Genomic DNA, 16,302 nt, shown 5'->3' with positions numbered 1-16,302 from the left:
ATAATTAGACTGGATTTGCTTTATTGGCTTCTAGAATTCGATAGGAATGAGTGTACACATTCATCTTATCGCCGCGAGCAAAACCGATCACCGTTATCCCTAAGTCCGTAGCTAGTTTCAGAGCCATATCAGTTGGTGCAGATTTGGATAGTACGATCCCTGTACCTATTTTAGAGATTTTCAACAAGACTTCGGAAGAGATGCGACCACTAAATACGATCAGCTTATCTTTTAAGGAAACGCGTTTTTGCAAAATATAACCATAGATTTTATCCAGTGCATTGTGCCTTCCGATATCCGTTCGTATCGCTAGCAGATCATCGATCGTCGCCAATGCCGCATTATGAACTCCACCCGTTCGCTTAAATTGATCCGATTGCCTCTGCAGCTTTTCCATTAAAACATAGCATTGTTCCACAGATAATTGTAATTTACTCGTGATCGTTTTCGCTGTTTTCACATCGCTCTTAAAATAAAACTGTCGACTTTTCCCACAGCATGATCCAATCACCCGTTTCGAATGATCCGTTTCTACAACATCCAACTCTTTATATAGCTCGACATAAGCAAAACCCATGGATTCATCAATCGCGATGTCTTTTACTTCTTCCACAAATCGAATGACACCTTCTGCAGTAAGGAAACCCATGACTAACTCTTGCAAGTCTGATGGGGAACAAACCATTGTGGCGAATTCATCCCCATTTACAACAATAGTTAAGGCAAATTCCGTAGCAATCTCTTCATCAACAACCTCTGGGGATTCCCCATGAAACCGGATCGTTTCCCATCCTTCTTGTATGGTATTGTTCATACCGTCACCCTCTAACTTGTTTCCATTTCTAATTCCTCAATACGTTTTTCCACGTATTTCGTATCTTTATGCGCAAAATAAGTTTCTGCTTTTTCAATGATTACTGCTGTATTATATTCTGGTATACCGGCCAAGTGTTCATAAACACCTTTAGGAATGAGCACATTTCCTTCTGGCCAATGTACCTCCACATTTCCAGACTTTAACGGAACAAATTTTGCCTGCCCATTGAACGATCCGTGCTGGTTAAATACAACTACAGGCTCTCCTTCTTTTATCCCTAGTTCTTCACCATCCTGTTTATTCATTAACACATCATAACGATCCGCATCATTAAATGGATCCTTTTCATCATAGATCATTGAGTTAAACTGCTTTCCCCTGCGAGTCGTTACGTAGAAATGCCCTTCTGGTTTACGCACTTCTGGAATATCCATCGCAATTAAATTCCCTTTTCCATCTGGAGTAGGACAAACACCATCCTCACATAACCAAGCACCACCCCATTGGAATACATCCCCACGTTCTTTCAAATGTTGAATCCCATCATAATTAGGAGCCGCTTTAGCAATTTCTTCTCGAATTTCAAATGGGTCGTTAAAGTCGATTAAGTGACTTCCTTCCGGCTTAATCCGTTTTGCCAACTCCACATATACTTCCCATTCCGCTCTTGCTTCTTCAATCCGTGGACCTTTAATTTCAGGGGAGAAATAAACCATTCGCTCGGTTGACGTGGATGTCCCCCCACCTGGTTGTTCATATCTTGTCATGGCCGGTAAAACGATCACCGCTTCTTTTGCGTCGACTAATGTGGATGTATTTAAAATAATATCTTGATGGACACGAATATCTACATTCTCTAAACATTGCTGGACAAAATCAGGATTTGGCATCGTTTCTAGGAAATTACCGCCAGACATATAGTATAATTTCAGTTTTCGTTCATGTTCCTCTGGTAAAATAGCATTTTCGAGGGAGACACCGACAATATCCCCTTGCCATTTTGGAATCTTAAATCCCCAAATATCTTCAATTCGTTCTCTATTTTTCTCATCCATTCCACCACCTGGTAGAACAAACGGATCTGCTCCCATCTCCCCAGAGCCTTGGACACCAGAGTGCCCCCGTATCGGCATTAGCCCACAATGCTCTCTACCAATAAATCCGCGCAGTAATGCTAGATTGGCAATTTGCGAGACATTATCCGTTCCAAACCGATGTTGCGTTAATCCCATGGACCATACAAAGACAGCCGAATTCGACTTTGCGAGTAATTCAGCAAGCTCTGTCATTCTTTCCTTTGATAATCCAGAAGACTTCTCCAATTGCTCCCAGCTATAGGAAGCTGCCTTTTCCTTTAATGTTTCATATCCGTTCACATGTTCTTTAACAAATTGATGATTAATTGCTGAACCTGGTTCTACTTGTTCCATTGCAAACCAATGCTTCATAATCCCATGCATGAACGCAATATCCCCACCAATATTCACCTGGTATACATCATCAGCAATTTTCGTACCAAACAGTGCTGACTCTGGAATCGACGGTACCCAGTAATTGTCCATCGATGGTTCATGGTATGGATTAATAATGATAATTTTGGTTCCTTTTCGTTTAGCTGCATACATATATTTGGTAGATACAGGTTGATTGTTAGCCGCTACAGATCCCCAGAATACAAGCACATCTGTGCCTATCCAATCCTTATAATTACAAGTCGAAGCTCCAACTCCAACCGAACGGCTTAATGCGGTTTTGGATGGGGAATGACAAATTCTAGAAGCATTATCAATATTGTTGGTTCCAAGATAGCGAGCTACCTTACCAAGTGTATAATATACTTCGTTCGTAATACCTCGGGACGTCGTATAAAAAGCATATTGCTTCGGATCAAGCGCTTTCATTTTTTGGGAAATTTTATCTAGCGCATCATCCCATGTCAAACGACGGAATTTCTTCTCCCCTGGTTCCCTTATAATTGGATAAGGAATCCTCCCTAATTTTCGTAATTCTGTACTGCTCATTTTACGCAGTTCATCGATATCCTGATGCAAAATTTCTTCTTTTATTGCAGACATTGTATTTAAACGAAGTACATTCAATCGAGTAGTACAAACATGAGGCCCTTTTAATGTTTGATCCTGTAATCCGGATACTCCAAGTGCACAACCATCACAAACACCCTGGGTCAAAATACGGGTTGCATAAGGAAGATTATCCTTATTTTCCCAGACGACTTTCATTGTATCCCGTATATGATGAGGTTTTACTTTTCCCAAGCCAAATGGCACTTTACTCGCCCAAAGACTTGGATCTGGCTTTTTTGACATTTTAATTGGACCAGTATGCTTTGTGTCTCCCAACAGTTACCCCTCCTAAATCTAACTCACGGTAGAAGGGCCAAAGTTCTATTTTGCACTCGTTTTCCTCGAGTGCTTTAATAAAATCAGAAAGCGCATTCAATCTGATCCACGATAGAAAAATGACCCTTCTTCCTTATTATGCTTGTTTTGCTACTCCACCAACTTTTTGAGTAGCATTTTTCTGTTTCCCTCGTAATCTATTAATATCAACTCGAATCCAAAGGGATATGGCAAACGCTATCACAAATAAAACACCAAAGATAAGCATAGTTATATTATAACTATTCGTCGAATCATAAATCAATGATAATAGAATTGGACCTACGACACCGGCCATTGCCCATGCCGTTAAAATATAACCGTGAATGGCACCGAGCTGTTTGGTTCCGAACAAATCCCCTATATATGCTGGTACAGAAGCAAACCCACCACCATAGCATGTTAAAATGGCAAATAAGAGAATTTGGAACAACAATGGATTCGTTGCATATGGTAATGCAAAAAATGCAATGATCTGAATGATAAAAAAGGCAGTATATACATTAGGACGCCCAATGTAATCTGATAGGGTAGCCCATCCTAATCTTCCCCCACCGTTAAACAACCCTAATACACCTACCATAGCAGCAGCGGCAATTGCCGTCATTCCAGCAATCTCCTGTCCCATCGGTGAGGCTACTGCAAGAATAGCAATTCCACAAGTTACATTGATGAAAAGCATAAACCAAAGCATCCAAAACCTGCGTGTTTTAATTGCTTCATTGGCTGTCAACTGAGATAAATCCTCAGTAATTTTGCCTTTGGCGGCTTCTGCATCCTGCTTTTCTATAAATCCTTTTGGCTTCCAACCCTCTGGTGGCGGAGACAAATACTGTGCAGATGCTGTCATAACAACAAAATAAATGATACCCAAGATATAAAAAGTATTCGAAATTCCAGCGGATTCAATCAGAGAAGCTGCTGCTGGACCACTTATCATCGCAGCAAATCCGAATCCCATAATGGCAAGACCTGTTGCTAGCCCACGTCGATCTGGGAACCACTTCACCAAAGTAGATACAGGTGAAATATATCCGATCCCCAAACCAATACCGCCGATTATTCCGTAAAACAAATACAATAAAAGCAGTGATTCTGTTGCTGTCGCTAGCCCCGAACCAGCTACACCTACACCGAAAAATAATACTGCGAGCATACCTGATTTCCTTGGCCCACTTTTCTCTACAAACCTACCTAAAAATGCTGCCGAAAAACCTAAGAAGAAGATCGCAATACTAAATGCTGTGGAAACTTGTGTTTGTTCCCATCCATATTGATTTACCATTGGGTTCGTAAATACACTCCATGCATATGCAGACCCTATGGACAGGTGAATACCAACAGCCGAAGCTGCAATGAGCCACCTATTTTTTACCTTTTCCATAAAAATCCTCCCTTGAAAAAAATGATTATATCAACGTCTTTCCACTGGTTGTGAATCTGGAGAGACGTTTCTATTGGGAATCGCTATTCATCTTATTTGGCAGTTTTTCATAGAGGTTTTTGTATGAGAATTAACTATCTAAAGTAATAAACTTACTATTTGTAACAATTTAAATTATCAATAATTTTGGCATGTAACCGGATACAAAACAACCACTATTTATTTTTTATTTTAAAAATGGGAATTTAGAAGGAATATAAATACAGGTGTAAAGTATAGGGAATTCTAAGCTTCCCTCCGTTGAATTCATGTTTTTGCTGAAATGAATGAATTAATCAGTCATTTATAGTCGTTGACCTTCCGTTAACATAATTGTTTTAGCTCTTAGGTTTAAAGGGATACGCTTACCATTAAATAATAACAATTGACATGAAAGGCCTTTCATACTATAAAATGAACACGGAGAACGTCAAACTGAACTTTAGGAGAATGAAATTATGGCAGAGAATAGTGTAATCTTTTTTGATATCGATGGTACGCTACTGGATCATGAAAAAAAGCTTCCTCAATCAACAAAGGAGTCCATTTTTAAGTTAAAAGCACTTGGACATAAGGTTGCAATTGCAACTGGACGAGCCCCTTTTATGTATGAGGATTTGCGAAAAGAGTTAGAAATAGATACATATGTAAGTTATAACGGGCAATATGTAGTTGTTAACGGCGAAGTTGCCTACACGAATCCATTAAACAAAGAATCCATTATCAAGCTAGCTGACGCAGCATTAGCAAATGATCATCCAATCGTTTATATGGATCATGAAAATATGAGAGCCAATATTCAGGAACATCATCATATTAAGGAGAGTATCTCTAGCCTTCAGATTGATCACTATCCTACACATGATCCGAATTATTACAAAGGCCGCGACCTTTATCAATCATTATTGTTCTGTGAAGAAGGATCAGAAACACAGTACGAGCAAGCCTTTACTGATTTTGACTTTATCCGTTGGCATCGTTTTTCGGTGGATATTATCCCAAAAGGCGGATCCAAAGCAGTAGGTATATCCAAAGCAGTGGAAAAGTTAGGGTTTAAAGAAGATAACGTATATGCATTTGGCGACGGATTAAACGACATCGAAATGCTTTCTACCATCAAAAACAGTGTTGCAATGGGCAATGCTGAAGAGATTGTCAAATCAGCTGCCCAGCACATCACGACCACCGTTGAAGACAACGGCATCCAAAACGGACTCCAAAAAGTCGGGCTCCTATAAATAGGTGCCAGGCTCCTATCATTTTTCGTCGATTATCGTCGGTGGCGTTGTCTTTGCCGGTGGCGATGGCGGTGCCTGGCACCAAAATAGTAATTGGTGTGTTTTCTTTTATGTGTGGGGGCAGTTGATTAAGGGGGAGAATGATTTCTTCTCTCAGGTCTTCCAGTAAAATTACGGCATGTGTTCCATCCTCAATGCGATCTAGTACGGCTGTTGTTCGGATTGTGTATATGCTGTTAGTTGGGGTGTTGTTGTTTTCTTCAGCTGGACTTTTCAGCTGCTCAGCAGTATCATTTGACGACTGTATGCTCCAACATCCGATTATAACCGCAATAATGTGTATTTTTTTCCAAAGTATCGTTTTCACCTAGTCATCACCTCCTCTTTCTTCTCCTCGATTATGGCAGTAATGATAAATTCTTGCACATGGCTAGAAGTAGAAAATACCTAATCTAAACTCGTTAAAAATCGGTTTTTTACCAAGAAAATATTACATTTCTTAGTGTATCTTCTTAACGAAACATAACTTTTATGCTGTTCTGTCAAAAGGCACCGACTTCCTCACTACCATTAGAACCCATCTAGATTTTCTCCTACTGTTTTGTTAAGCTAATCAAGGAATACAATCGAGAAAAACATCAATGGGGGAATTTTACTTGAAGAAGAAGATATGGCTGTCCTTAATTATGGCAGTATTCCTTGTTGCTTGCGGCCAAGGAGTTAACGATTCGTCTGACCAGGAGTTAGATAATACTCCTAGTGGTACAGAGACAAAAAAATCACCTGATTCATCAGGCAATTCAAACGAAAAAGAGGACGAAACTGCTACCGAAGAAACCGCTGATAACAATTCAAATTCTTCTAATGCAACAACCGAGAAAGCAAACGAGACACTTGCTGACTTAAATGTACATTATATAGATGTTGGGCAAGCGGATGCGACATTATTACAATTTGAAGATTTTCATATTCTGTACGATACAGGAGATTGGAGAGGAAATGAAGTTGTAAATTATCTAACCTCACAAAATGTGTCTACAATTGATTTAGTCATCGTGAGTCACCCTGATGCGGATCATGTGGGACAATTAGAAAATGTCGTTCGAGCATTTGACGTCGGCGAAGTGTGGATGTCTGGTAATGAAAGCTCTTCAAAAACATTCCGTTCTGCCGTGGAAGCAGTATTAAACAGTGATGCAGATTACCATGAGCCTCAAATGGGAGAAACATTTGAGATGGGAAATATGGATATCGAGGTTGTTTATCCAGAAACGATTTCCGGACAAACAAATGAAGAATCTCTATCCGTACGGTTTACTTATGGAGATGTGAGCTTTTTATTTACGGGTGATGCGGATACGGATGCAGAAAAATATATGGTTAATGCTGGGGTCAATCTAGATGCTGATATTTTGCAGCTTGGGCATCATGGATCAAACACCTCAAGTGACCCTACTTTTATTGAAACTGTTTCTCCGTCTGTTGCCATTTATAGTGCAGGTATCGACAACAGCTATGGACACCCACATGCTGAGGTTATTTCTCTTTTCCAGGGGAAAGGAATTGATTTGTATGGGACAGATGTTCATGGCACGATTATTGTGGAAACGGATGGAAAAGACTATCATGTAAAGACCAATAAAAATGGAACAATTCGTCCTGGAAATTCTACAGCTAGTGATAATAGTGATACTGCAACAGATAATGGTGCTGACGCTAAATCAGATTCTAGTTCAACTGAAAACAAATCTGGTTGTGTTGACATTAATAACGCATCCATTGATGAACTACAACGAATTAAGCATATAGGACCTGCTCGTGCAGAAGAATTAATAGAAAGAAGGCCTTTCCAATCCGTAAATGATCTAAATTCCATAAATGGAATTGGTCCAGCACGAATTACCGACATTAAAGAAGAAGGAATTGCTTGCGTCCAAAATTAAAAGGAGGTTTGCATACATGCTAGGTGTACTAGATCGGATTGAGGATAATAAACATGCTGTAATTCTAATCGAGGAATTAAATGAAGAATTGATCATAGCCAAAGAAAAGTTACCAGAAGGCAGTAACGTTCATACCTATTTTAATCTGGTACAAGGAGAAGATGGAAAACTCACCATACACTCCATTAATGAAAAAGCAACCCAAGAAGCAGAACAACAAACGAGCGACATCATGGCAAAACTCCGAGCCAAAAAAACCGGCAGCAAATTTAAAAAGAAATAATCAGGTGCCAGGCACCCATCGGGTTTTGTCGAACTTTGTCGGTGCCTGGCACCTGCTTTTTTTGTTATCATATAATGATGGAAGGGGAATTTTAGTTGGGGTAGTTATATAATATTGATATTGAGTGATACTGAATCCTTTTGTAGATAAAGAGAAGGAAGGTGAAAGTATGAAACAATCAATCGCTTATTTTGTTACTATTTTAGGTGCAAGTTTTTGGGGGCTAACGGGGTTATTTGTTGAATCGCTTTACCACTTCGGTTTTACACCTTGGGAAGTAGTTGCAATTCGCCTAACCAGTGCGACGATAATTTTAATTCCTATTATCAGCATATTTTCACCCAAACATTTAAAAGTTAAAATAAAGCACCTTCCACATTTCTTTGGACTTGGTGTTGGGAGTATCGTCTTATTCAACTGGCTTTATTTTACCGTTATGGAACAAACTTCTATGTCTATTGCAGTTGTATTGCTGTATACTTCACCAATATTTGTGTCCATTCTATCTAAACTATTCTTTAATGAAGTCATTACTGGTAAAAAAGTAATGGCTTTAATCATGACTTTAATCGGCTGCTCATTTGTCATTAAGCTGTTTCCTATTGGTGATGCAACTGTCTCGTTATCTAGTATTCTACTAGGATTGCTGTCTGCTTTCTTCTGTGGATTATATAGCATTATCGGAAAGTCAGTTAGTAAGTACTATAACTTCTTAACAATTACAACCTACACCTTATTAACAGGCTCCTTATTTATTTTTCCAACTAGCAGACTGTGGGAAAAAGCAGCAATTCTCCAACAAGTGGACGTGTGGCTAAATGTTGCAGGGGTTGCAATTATCTCAACCATCTTAGCCTATATTCTGTATACATTTGGATTATCCTATATTGAGTCGAGTAAAGCTGCTATTCTAGGTTCTGTTGAGCCTATTATCGCTATTCTCATCGGTGTTATCCTGTTTGGAGATTCGCTAACACCTTGGCAAATAGCTGGGATTGTAATGGTTATATCTTCCGCATTTATCACGGTTTACCATAAAAAACGAAAAATCAAAATTAGAGGCGGTAAATTAAACTGGCGTAAAACATAAAGCACCGACCACGTCGGTGCTTTGCCATTTGGTGCCGTTTTTGGCGGTGCCTGGCACCTCCTGTATTTCCAGGCACGCCCTACATTCAGTCGTGATTTTTCGGTGCCTGGCACCCCTTCTTCATCGCTTTATAAGCACTTTTTAAAGAATTCTACGATTTTGCTGTTCATGGTTATGTGGTTTTCGATTCTTTCGGTTTGGTGTCCTTCATCTTCGAAAATGATTAGTTCAACTTCTTTTCCTTGCTCTTTTAAGTCTGCGGTTAGTTGCTCTGCTTCACTCACGGGCACCCGAACATCATTTCTTCCATGGAACACTAGTAATGGAGCGGTAATTTTATCCGTATGATTTAATGGCGCAATTTCCTCAAAGAAATCAACGTCCTTTTCTAAGGAGCCATATTCACTTTCTCTCAATTTTCGGCGCCATGGGCCAGTATTTTCTAAGAACGATTTAAAATGAGAAATACCAACTATATCTACCCCTGCAGCCCAAAGATCAGGGTAATGTGTTACTGCTGCTAGCACCATAAATCCTCCATAGCTTCGTCCCATAATTCCTACTTTTTCTCGGTCAACGTGGTGTGTCTGAACAAGATCTTCTACGAGCCATTTTAAATCGGCTACGGAATCCATCCGCTTGCGCACGTCATCCAATTGTACATATTTTCTACCATAGCCCATGCTACCACGTACGTTTGGTGCTGCTACAGCAAATCCTTTAGCTGCCAAGTATTGTATGACCGGATTGAATACCGATCGAATTTGACTTTCTGGTCCGCCGTGCACATAGATAACGACAGGTTGAGATTTTTCTTTTTTACCATATAAGAAATAAGGTACTTCCAGGCCATCAAACGATGCAAAACTACATAATTCTGGTTCCATCCATAAATGGCTAACCGACTTGCTGTCACCGACATAGGTTAGTCTTTCCGTTTCTTTTGTATTCAAATGAACCTTCCAAACATCTCCCGGAAGGACAGAGCTTTTCACCCCAACAATGAAATTTTCCTCATCGATCCATGAAAGGGAATCAAACACTCCCGATGGAAGATCCTCAACAACGTCATAGGATTCACTATCAAATTGATAAATTCCTAACTTGGAAACCCCTCCTTCATTGACGGTAAACAATAATTTGGATTCATCAGGTGAAATTTTAATTTCCTCGATATCCCAATTTGAAACGGAAAGTACCTCGGTCAATTCAGTTGGCGATTGAAAGGAAAATTGAAATAGACCTAATGTGTCTCTTCCAACATCCGTAAGTAAATATCCACCATCACCGTTTTTTAGCAACTCAATTGCAGGGTATCGTCCGTTGGTTCCTCTAACCCCCAACTTTGTCATCTGCTTCGTATGTAAATCAAAAAGATATAACGATTGGTCTATGTTCGTTTCAATTAAACGTAGTAGTAAACCTTCTCCATCTTTTGTCCAACAAATTGGTGTGCAACTACCGTCAAACTCATAAACGACCTCTGCTTGCTTGGAGTTCATATCGAAAACATAGACATCAAAATAGCCTGGATGACGGCGATTACTTGCAAAAGCTATCTTTTCCTCACTGGGTGACCAACCACCAAACCGATGGAAATGGTCCTCTGAAACAACAAGCTCCTCGACATTCGCTCCATCCTCTGTCAGTAAAAATAACTGCTGTTTTTCATTTCCTTTCGAATCCATTCCAATAATTGTTTGTTTTCCTGAAGGTGAATGGTGAACAGACATCACCCGATCATTCAAATGACTGTATTGGGTTATTTTGTTCCCTTGCTTCCATTTCCAAACTTGTGGAATTCCTGTTTCTTTTGACAAAAATGTTACCTCGTTTTTACCTGGAACAACTTTAGGGGAAGATGCCCCATTGGCATTTAAATACGCTAATAATTCTTGCTCCTCCGTCAAACTAGTCATATGAAATCTCCTCCTATTATTCACCCTATCTATCTATTAAGGATGATTATAAAAAGAATATAAGATATACATAACAAAATCAATTATTTTAGAAAATTCCACTAGTTTTCACCAATTCCCAAAATTATAACCCCAGTTTAATGACACCGCACTTAGCCCAGTGATATAATAACAACCAATCGACACAAAAACAAAGGTGCCAGGCACCCATCGAGGTTCGATGAGTGCCTGGCACCTCATTAGGAGGTTTATAATGTTAGCTATTACAAATGCTACGGTTTGGGATGGGAATGGAAACAGGTTAGAGGGGAAGACAGTCTTTGTAAAAGATGGGAAGTTTGCGTCAATATCTAGTGAGGAAAATATTCCTGCTGACTATCAAGTTGTTGATGCAGCTGGAAAAGTAGTTACACCAGGATTAATTGATGTACATACGCACCTCGGCGTTGCCGAAGAAGGTGTCGGGAAAGAAGGTAGTGACTTCAATGAGACAAGCAGTCCCGAAACACCACAAGTACGAGCAATTGATGGAATAAATCCAATGGAACAAGGATTTGAGGATGCTCGTAAGTCAGGGATTACAACGGTTCAAGTCATGCCTGGAAGTGCTAATGTAATCGGTGGGGAAATGGTAGTTCTCAAAACAGTCGGTCATATTGTTGATGAAATGGTAATCAAATCACCCTCCGGTATGAAAGCTGCAACTGGAGAAAACCCCAAACGAGTTCATGGGGATAAAGGTAAAATGCCTGTAACTCGCATGGGAGTCGCTGCACGTCTTCGTGAAAAGTTGATTGAAGCACAAAACTACTTAAATGGGGATAAAAAAGAAAGAAAACTAGATATGGAAAATTTAGCAAAAGTCCTCAAAAAAGAAATTACATTACGGGTACACGCTCATCGTGCTGACGATATTTTAACCGTACTACGGATAAAGCGTGAGTTTGATATCGACCTTACAATAGAACATTGTACAGAAGGACATAAAATAGCAGATTACATTGCCAAACACGAGGATGTTCGTGTATCTGTTGGGCCAACAATGTCTACTCGTTCCAAAGTTGAACTTAAAGACAAAGGTTGGACAACGATCAAAACATTACTTGATGCTGGAATTTCTTGTTCCATTACAACAGATCACCCTGTCGTTGGTATTGAATATCTTGTAACAAGTGCTGTCCATGCCATTAAAGGTGGAATTACCGAAGAACAAGCACTTCAAGCATTAACCTTAGATGCAGCAAAACATATCGGTGTTGCTGATCGTGTTGGTTCCATTGAAGAAGGAAAAGACGCTGACTTTGTAGTGTGGAGTGGAAACCCATTTGACCTACGAAATAAAGCCGAAAGAATCTTCATTAACGGGGAAGAAATATAAAAAAGGTGCCAGGCACTTGTCGATATACGATAAGTGCCTGGCACCAACATAGCACCAACATCATTCATTCATATACACTTTCCACTTCAAGTCGCTGATCTTCCATTTCTACAAATTTTTTGTATCCTTCTCTTTTCTCCATCGCTCCTCCAGGAAAACAATCCAATATCACTTTTGTATTTAGTAGTTGGGAGTTAGCTGCATTCAAATAATCCCGGTAACTACTCCAAGGATAACTTTGTCCAACTTTCACCAAACCTGCTTCGACTGGATTCAAATGGATGTATTGACTTATTCGAAGTAGCCCATACCTGTCCCCAATTAACTTATCAAAATATCTTTTTTCAAATACATGGCCAGTTAATTCGTACTTTTTGTTATAGTAATCAGCATACTGTTTATTGAGTAGAAACATAACTTTAGAAATGGGATGTTTTTTTGAACGTAGAAGTAAATGATAGTGGTTTGACATGAGGCAGTAAGAAGCCAACTCAAAGGATGTTTTTGCTTTAACTTTCTGAAGCAATTGGAGAAATAGTTGAAAATCATGGTCGTCTTTAAACAGATCCTCCTTCCGATTACCACGACATCCAATATGATAATAGTAATCTGGAACCCAAACACGTGTCTTTCGTGGCATTTATTTTTTCCCTCCCTTCTTTCCTTCATTTTCATAGTAAGCAAATAGGAAAAACTTGTCCAAACACTAAAAATAGATTTTGAAGCCCATTGATAAAGCAATCTACCTAAATCCAAAACCAAATAGAGCTTTTACTATAATAAGTAGGTTCATATCTTAATTTTTCAGGCCGTTCAATTATTTTTAGGTGCCATTTTAGGTGCAATTTTAGGTGCCAGGCACCTGTCGATATACGACAAGTGCCTGGCACCTATTCATCAAAACGCGATATACGTTACTTTTATTGGTCCGTGAACTCCTACTATTAAGTTCATTTCGATGTCTGCACTATTACTTGGTCCTGTAATAAAACTAATACAAGATGGTACCGCATGCCCTTCTTTATATGCCTTCTGAATAATTTGGGCGGCTTGAGTCATCCTTGGAACAATCGTTTCTTTAGGGATTAAAGCAATGTACGTTTTCGGTAACAAACTAATGGAACGCCCATTATTTTTATCATTAAACAATGTTACTGTACCTGATTCAGCTAGTGTAATATCGCTAAACGTAATCCCAACATCCGCGCTTTCTGCAAAAACTTGATTATCTTTTCCTTTTTCTGAATTCCAAACATGGACTTCTTTTCCATCCTGACGAAGACTGTCAAACAAATCCTCAATTCCATATTTTTGAAAACGCGGATCATTTGCTGTAATAATGGCGTTTCCATTATACCCTTCAATTGTGTCTAGTAGGATCTTTCCTAAATTAGTAGTATCTGTGTTTATGAAATCCGTATGAATGGCTTTACATTGTTTTTCTAACACATCCATTAAATCATCCATTGAATAACCGCGATAAACATTCTGTTGTGGGCTAACACTATATTGCGGACGTTCAACTTTCTGCACACGAGGACGCCCAAGGTTTGATGCGAGATTCTCCAAAAAACGTTCACGCTTTTTAATCGTCATTCGGACTCCTCCCGTTTCCTGCGACTTTTATACCAAGAACGAAAAGACTGCTTACTAGGGGCAGGAAAATCTCTCGCGTTCGTCCATCCCTTCAGCGGACCAGGGCCATTCGAAATCGTCTCCTCTTCAGTCCAAGGTTTTAAACCAGGTTTAGCTACTTTGGTGCTTAATTTATATGCAGCAGGACTTGATGCCCACTTCGCATACCCCTTCATCATTAATTTTTCCATTTTAGGTGCTTTGTTTTCTCGTTCCACGATAATTTGACGATGACGGATCAACATCTCATGTAACGGAATTTTCACCGGACATGCTTCTGTACAGGCAGCACATAATGAAGATGCATAAGGAAGCTCTTTATGATCATCATACCCATCCAATAATGGTGTTAAAACTGCTCCAATTGGTCCTGGATAAATGGAGCCATATGCATGCCCACCAACATGACGATAAACAGGACAAACATTAATACATGCTGCACAACGAATACAGTGTAAAGCTGCCTGAAATTCTGTTCCCAAAATTTTTGACCGACCATTATCTAATATGACAAGGTGAAATTCCTCTGGTCCATCCACTTCACCCTCTAATCGTGTCCCGGTTAATGACGTAACATAGCTCGTTAATTTTTGACCAACTGCAGCGCGAGTCAATAAACTAACCATTACTTCCAAGTCTTCCCAAGTCGGAACAAGTCGCTCCATTCCCATCACGGAAATTTGTGTATCCGGTAATGCTGTTGCTAACCGAGCATTTCCTTCATTCGTTACAAGCGTAATTGCCCCGGATTCAGCTACAGCAAAATTACAACCAGTAATTCCAACATCCGCTGATAAAAAATCTTCCCTTAATTGTTCGCGGGCAAATAAAGCCAATTCTTCCGGATCATCTGTTTTCTCATATCCTTTTTTCTTGGAAAAGGTTTCACGTATCTGTCCTTTATCTTTATGAAGAGCCGGTGTAACAATATGTGACGGGGGATCTTCATCCAGTTGTAGAATCCACTCTCCCAAATCCGTCTCCACTACTTCTCCCCCAACTTCTTCAAGCGCAGCATTTAAGCCTATTTCTTCGGTAACCATTGATTTGGACTTTACAATTTTTTTGGCTTCTTTTCTCTTCACAATATCTTGAATATATTGGTTGGCTTCTTCTGCTGTTTGGGCAAAATATACATTTCCTCCACGATTAGAAACCGCATCACTCAACTTTTCCAGGTAAAAATCGATATTTTCTAATGTATGACTGCGAATTTCTTCTCCTAATGTACGCCAATCTTCCCAATCTCCCAGTTCCTCTGCTGCATTCCTCCTACCGCTTCGAAAACGACCTTGAGCAGAGGATACTGCCTTTCGCATAAAATCATTTTCGATCCCGTCTTGAACACGGTTATGAAATGGAGCATTTCCGATCTTCACACTCATCTTCTTCTACCTCCATTCTATTTTTGGTAGTTTAGTATCTCCGCAATGTGCATTACCTGGACGTTTTTACCTTCCCGAGCCATTCTGCCACCGATATTTAGTAAACAGCCCATGTCACCACCTACTAAATATTCTGCGCCTGTTTCCGTAATATGTTCGGATTTCTCCTGAACCATCTGTTCGGATATTGCTGCATTTTTCACGGAAAAAGTTCCCCCAAATCCACAGCAATCCTCTCCAATTGGTAATTCGACTAACTCCACGCCATCCACATGTTGCAATAACGTTTTCGGAGCATCTTTGACTCCCAAAATACGTGTCATGTGGCAGGACGGATGATACGTCACTTTCCCGCGAAATGTGGATCCAACATCAGTCATCCCTAACACATCCACAAGGAATTGTGTTACTTCAAAAGATTTGGCTGCTAATGCCTTGGCTTCTTCTTCCCACTTAGGATCACCAGTAAATATTTCTGGATATTCCTTTAGCATTCCTACACAAGATCCAGATGGGCCAACGACATATTCCGAATCCTTAAACGCACGTATCATTTGTTTCATCGCTTGCTTGGATTCGGTTAAGTAACCACTATTATAGGCAGGCTGCCCACAACACGTTTGTAATTCTGGAAAATCAACCTCACATCCGACTCGTTCTAATAATTCAACCGTGTCTTTTCCTACATTTGTGGAAAAAATATCACATAAACACGTTATGAATAAGGAAACTTTCATTTCGTACACCTTCTTTAACTCGTACTTAATAAAAAACTTATAATTTCATAGTAGG

General features: G+C 39.6%; 14 protein-coding genes. 5 read left to right on the top strand and 9 right to left on the bottom strand.

Annotated elements, in window-relative coordinates; translation table 11 throughout:
* Positions 1-4: 4 nt before the first annotated feature.
* From fdhD to BMX40_RS05490, 3 genes are all read right to left on the bottom strand, one after another.
* Positions 5-814: a formate dehydrogenase accessory sulfurtransferase FdhD gene (gene fdhD / locus BMX40_RS05500; RefSeq protein ID WP_090867655.1), complete on the bottom strand. Its 810-nt coding sequence runs from the start codon at positions 812-814 to the stop codon at positions 5-7.
* A gap of 11 nt (positions 815-825) precedes the next feature.
* Positions 826-3,177 carry an FdhF/YdeP family oxidoreductase gene (locus BMX40_RS05495; protein WP_090867653.1) on the bottom strand — a complete coding sequence of 784 codons (2,352 nt, stop codon included), beginning with the start codon at positions 3,175-3,177 and terminating at the stop codon, positions 826-828.
* Positions 3,178-3,313: 136 nt separating this feature from the next.
* Positions 3,314-4,600, bottom strand: a complete 1,287-nt coding sequence (locus tag BMX40_RS05490; protein WP_090867652.1) for an L-lactate MFS transporter — start codon at positions 4,598-4,600, stop codon at positions 3,314-3,316.
* Between the two features lie 497 nt (positions 4,601-5,097).
* Between BMX40_RS05490 and BMX40_RS05485 the strand changes: the two genes are divergently transcribed.
* On the top strand, positions 5,098-5,877 hold the full coding sequence (locus BMX40_RS05485; protein ID WP_090867650.1) for a Cof-type HAD-IIB family hydrolase: 780 nt from the start codon (positions 5,098-5,100) through the stop codon (positions 5,875-5,877).
* On the opposite strand, the gene BMX40_RS20900 is transcribed toward BMX40_RS05485, so the two are convergent.
* On the bottom strand, positions 5,816-6,244 hold the full coding sequence (locus tag BMX40_RS20900; RefSeq protein WP_090867647.1) for a DUF3006 domain-containing protein: 429 nt from the start codon (positions 6,242-6,244) through the stop codon (positions 5,816-5,818). The genes BMX40_RS05485 and BMX40_RS20900 overlap by 62 nt on opposite strands.
* 289 nt (positions 6,245-6,533) lie before the next feature.
* On the opposite strand from BMX40_RS20900, the gene BMX40_RS05475 reads away from it, so the two are divergent.
* The 3 genes from BMX40_RS05475 (at position 6,534) to BMX40_RS05465 (ending at position 9,193) form a co-directional block, all read left to right on the top strand.
* Positions 6,534-7,820, top strand: coding sequence for an MBL fold metallo-hydrolase (locus BMX40_RS05475; protein ID WP_244513365.1), 1,287 nt, complete (start codon positions 6,534-6,536; stop codon positions 7,818-7,820).
* 16 nt (positions 7,821-7,836) lie between these two features.
* Complete coding sequence (locus BMX40_RS05470; RefSeq protein WP_170840670.1) at positions 7,837-8,103, top strand: DUF3006 family protein; 267 nt, start codon at positions 7,837-7,839, stop codon at positions 8,101-8,103.
* 169 nt (positions 8,104-8,272) lie between these two features.
* Positions 8,273-9,193 (top strand): DMT family transporter, encoded by a 921-nt coding sequence (locus BMX40_RS05465; protein WP_090867641.1) that lies wholly within the window; start codon positions 8,273-8,275, stop codon positions 9,191-9,193.
* A gap of 128 nt (positions 9,194-9,321) precedes the next feature.
* On the opposite strand, the gene BMX40_RS05460 is transcribed toward BMX40_RS05465, so the two are convergent.
* Positions 9,322-11,112, bottom strand: coding sequence for a S9 family peptidase (locus BMX40_RS05460; RefSeq protein WP_090867639.1), 1,791 nt, complete (start codon positions 11,110-11,112; stop codon positions 9,322-9,324).
* A 253-nt stretch (positions 11,113-11,365) separates the two neighbouring features.
* Here BMX40_RS05460 and BMX40_RS05455 point away from each other — a divergent pair, with 253 nt between their 5' ends.
* Positions 11,366-12,490 (top strand): amidohydrolase, encoded by a 1,125-nt coding sequence (locus BMX40_RS05455; protein WP_090867637.1) that lies wholly within the window; start codon positions 11,366-11,368, stop codon positions 12,488-12,490.
* 64 nt (positions 12,491-12,554) lie between these two features.
* On the opposite strand, the gene BMX40_RS05450 is transcribed toward BMX40_RS05455, so the two are convergent.
* The 4 genes from BMX40_RS05450 to BMX40_RS05435 form a co-directional block, all read right to left on the bottom strand.
* Complete coding sequence (locus BMX40_RS05450) at positions 12,555-13,130, bottom strand: transposase (protein WP_090867635.1); 576 nt, start codon at positions 13,128-13,130, stop codon at positions 12,555-12,557.
* A 257-nt stretch (positions 13,131-13,387) separates the two neighbouring features.
* Positions 13,388-14,086 carry a LutC/YkgG family protein gene (locus BMX40_RS05445; protein WP_090867633.1) on the bottom strand — a complete coding sequence of 233 codons (699 nt, stop codon included), beginning with the start codon at positions 14,084-14,086 and terminating at the stop codon, positions 13,388-13,390.
* On the bottom strand, positions 14,083-15,510 hold the full coding sequence (locus tag BMX40_RS05440) for a LutB/LldF family L-lactate oxidation iron-sulfur protein (protein ID WP_090867631.1): 1,428 nt from the start codon (positions 15,508-15,510) through the stop codon (positions 14,083-14,085). Before BMX40_RS05440 ends, BMX40_RS05445 begins: the two co-directional genes overlap by 4 nt.
* Before the next feature lie 17 nt (positions 15,511-15,527).
* Entirely contained in the window at positions 15,528-16,247 is a 720-nt protein-coding gene (locus tag BMX40_RS05435) for a (Fe-S)-binding protein (RefSeq protein WP_090867629.1), read from the bottom strand.
* Positions 16,248-16,302: the final 55 nt, after the last annotated feature.

Source organism: Oceanobacillus limi (assembly GCF_900111445.1).
Lineage (GTDB): Bacteria > Bacillota > Bacilli > Bacillales > Amphibacillaceae > Ornithinibacillus > Ornithinibacillus limi.
The sequence above is the reverse complement of the archived record's forward strand: the minus strand, read 5'-3'. Positions and strand labels throughout refer to the sequence as shown.

What these genes read in the sequence shown, in the direction of transcription:
- fdhD (WP_090867655.1), bottom strand. Translation starts at nt 814, where the DNA reads ATGAACAATACCATACAAGAAGGATGGGAAACGATCCGGTTTCATGGG.
- BMX40_RS05490 (WP_090867652.1), bottom strand. Translation starts at nt 4,600, where the DNA reads ATGGAAAAGGTAAAAAATAGGTGGCTCATTGCAGCTTCGGCTGTTGGT.
- BMX40_RS05485 (WP_090867650.1), top strand. Translation starts at nt 5,098, where the DNA reads ATGGCAGAGAATAGTGTAATCTTTTTTGATATCGATGGTACGCTACTG.
- BMX40_RS05470 (WP_170840670.1), top strand. Translation starts at nt 7,837, where the DNA reads ATGCTAGGTGTACTAGATCGGATTGAGGATAATAAACATGCTGTAATT.
- BMX40_RS05465 (WP_090867641.1), top strand. Translation starts at nt 8,273, where the DNA reads ATGAAACAATCAATCGCTTATTTTGTTACTATTTTAGGTGCAAGTTTT.
- BMX40_RS05460 (WP_090867639.1), bottom strand. Translation starts at nt 11,112, where the DNA reads ATGACTAGTTTGACGGAGGAGCAAGAATTATTAGCGTATTTAAATGCC.
- BMX40_RS05455 (WP_090867637.1), top strand. Translation starts at nt 11,366, where the DNA reads ATGTTAGCTATTACAAATGCTACGGTTTGGGATGGGAATGGAAACAGG.
- BMX40_RS05450 (WP_090867635.1), bottom strand. Translation starts at nt 13,130, where the DNA reads ATGCCACGAAAGACACGTGTTTGGGTTCCAGATTACTATTATCATATT.
- BMX40_RS05445 (WP_090867633.1), bottom strand. Translation starts at nt 14,086, where the DNA reads ATGACGATTAAAAAGCGTGAACGTTTTTTGGAGAATCTCGCATCAAAC.
- BMX40_RS05440 (WP_090867631.1), bottom strand. Translation starts at nt 15,510, where the DNA reads ATGAGTGTGAAGATCGGAAATGCTCCATTTCATAACCGTGTTCAAGAC.
- BMX40_RS05435 (WP_090867629.1), bottom strand. Translation starts at nt 16,247, where the DNA reads ATGAAAGTTTCCTTATTCATAACGTGTTTATGTGATATTTTTTCCACA.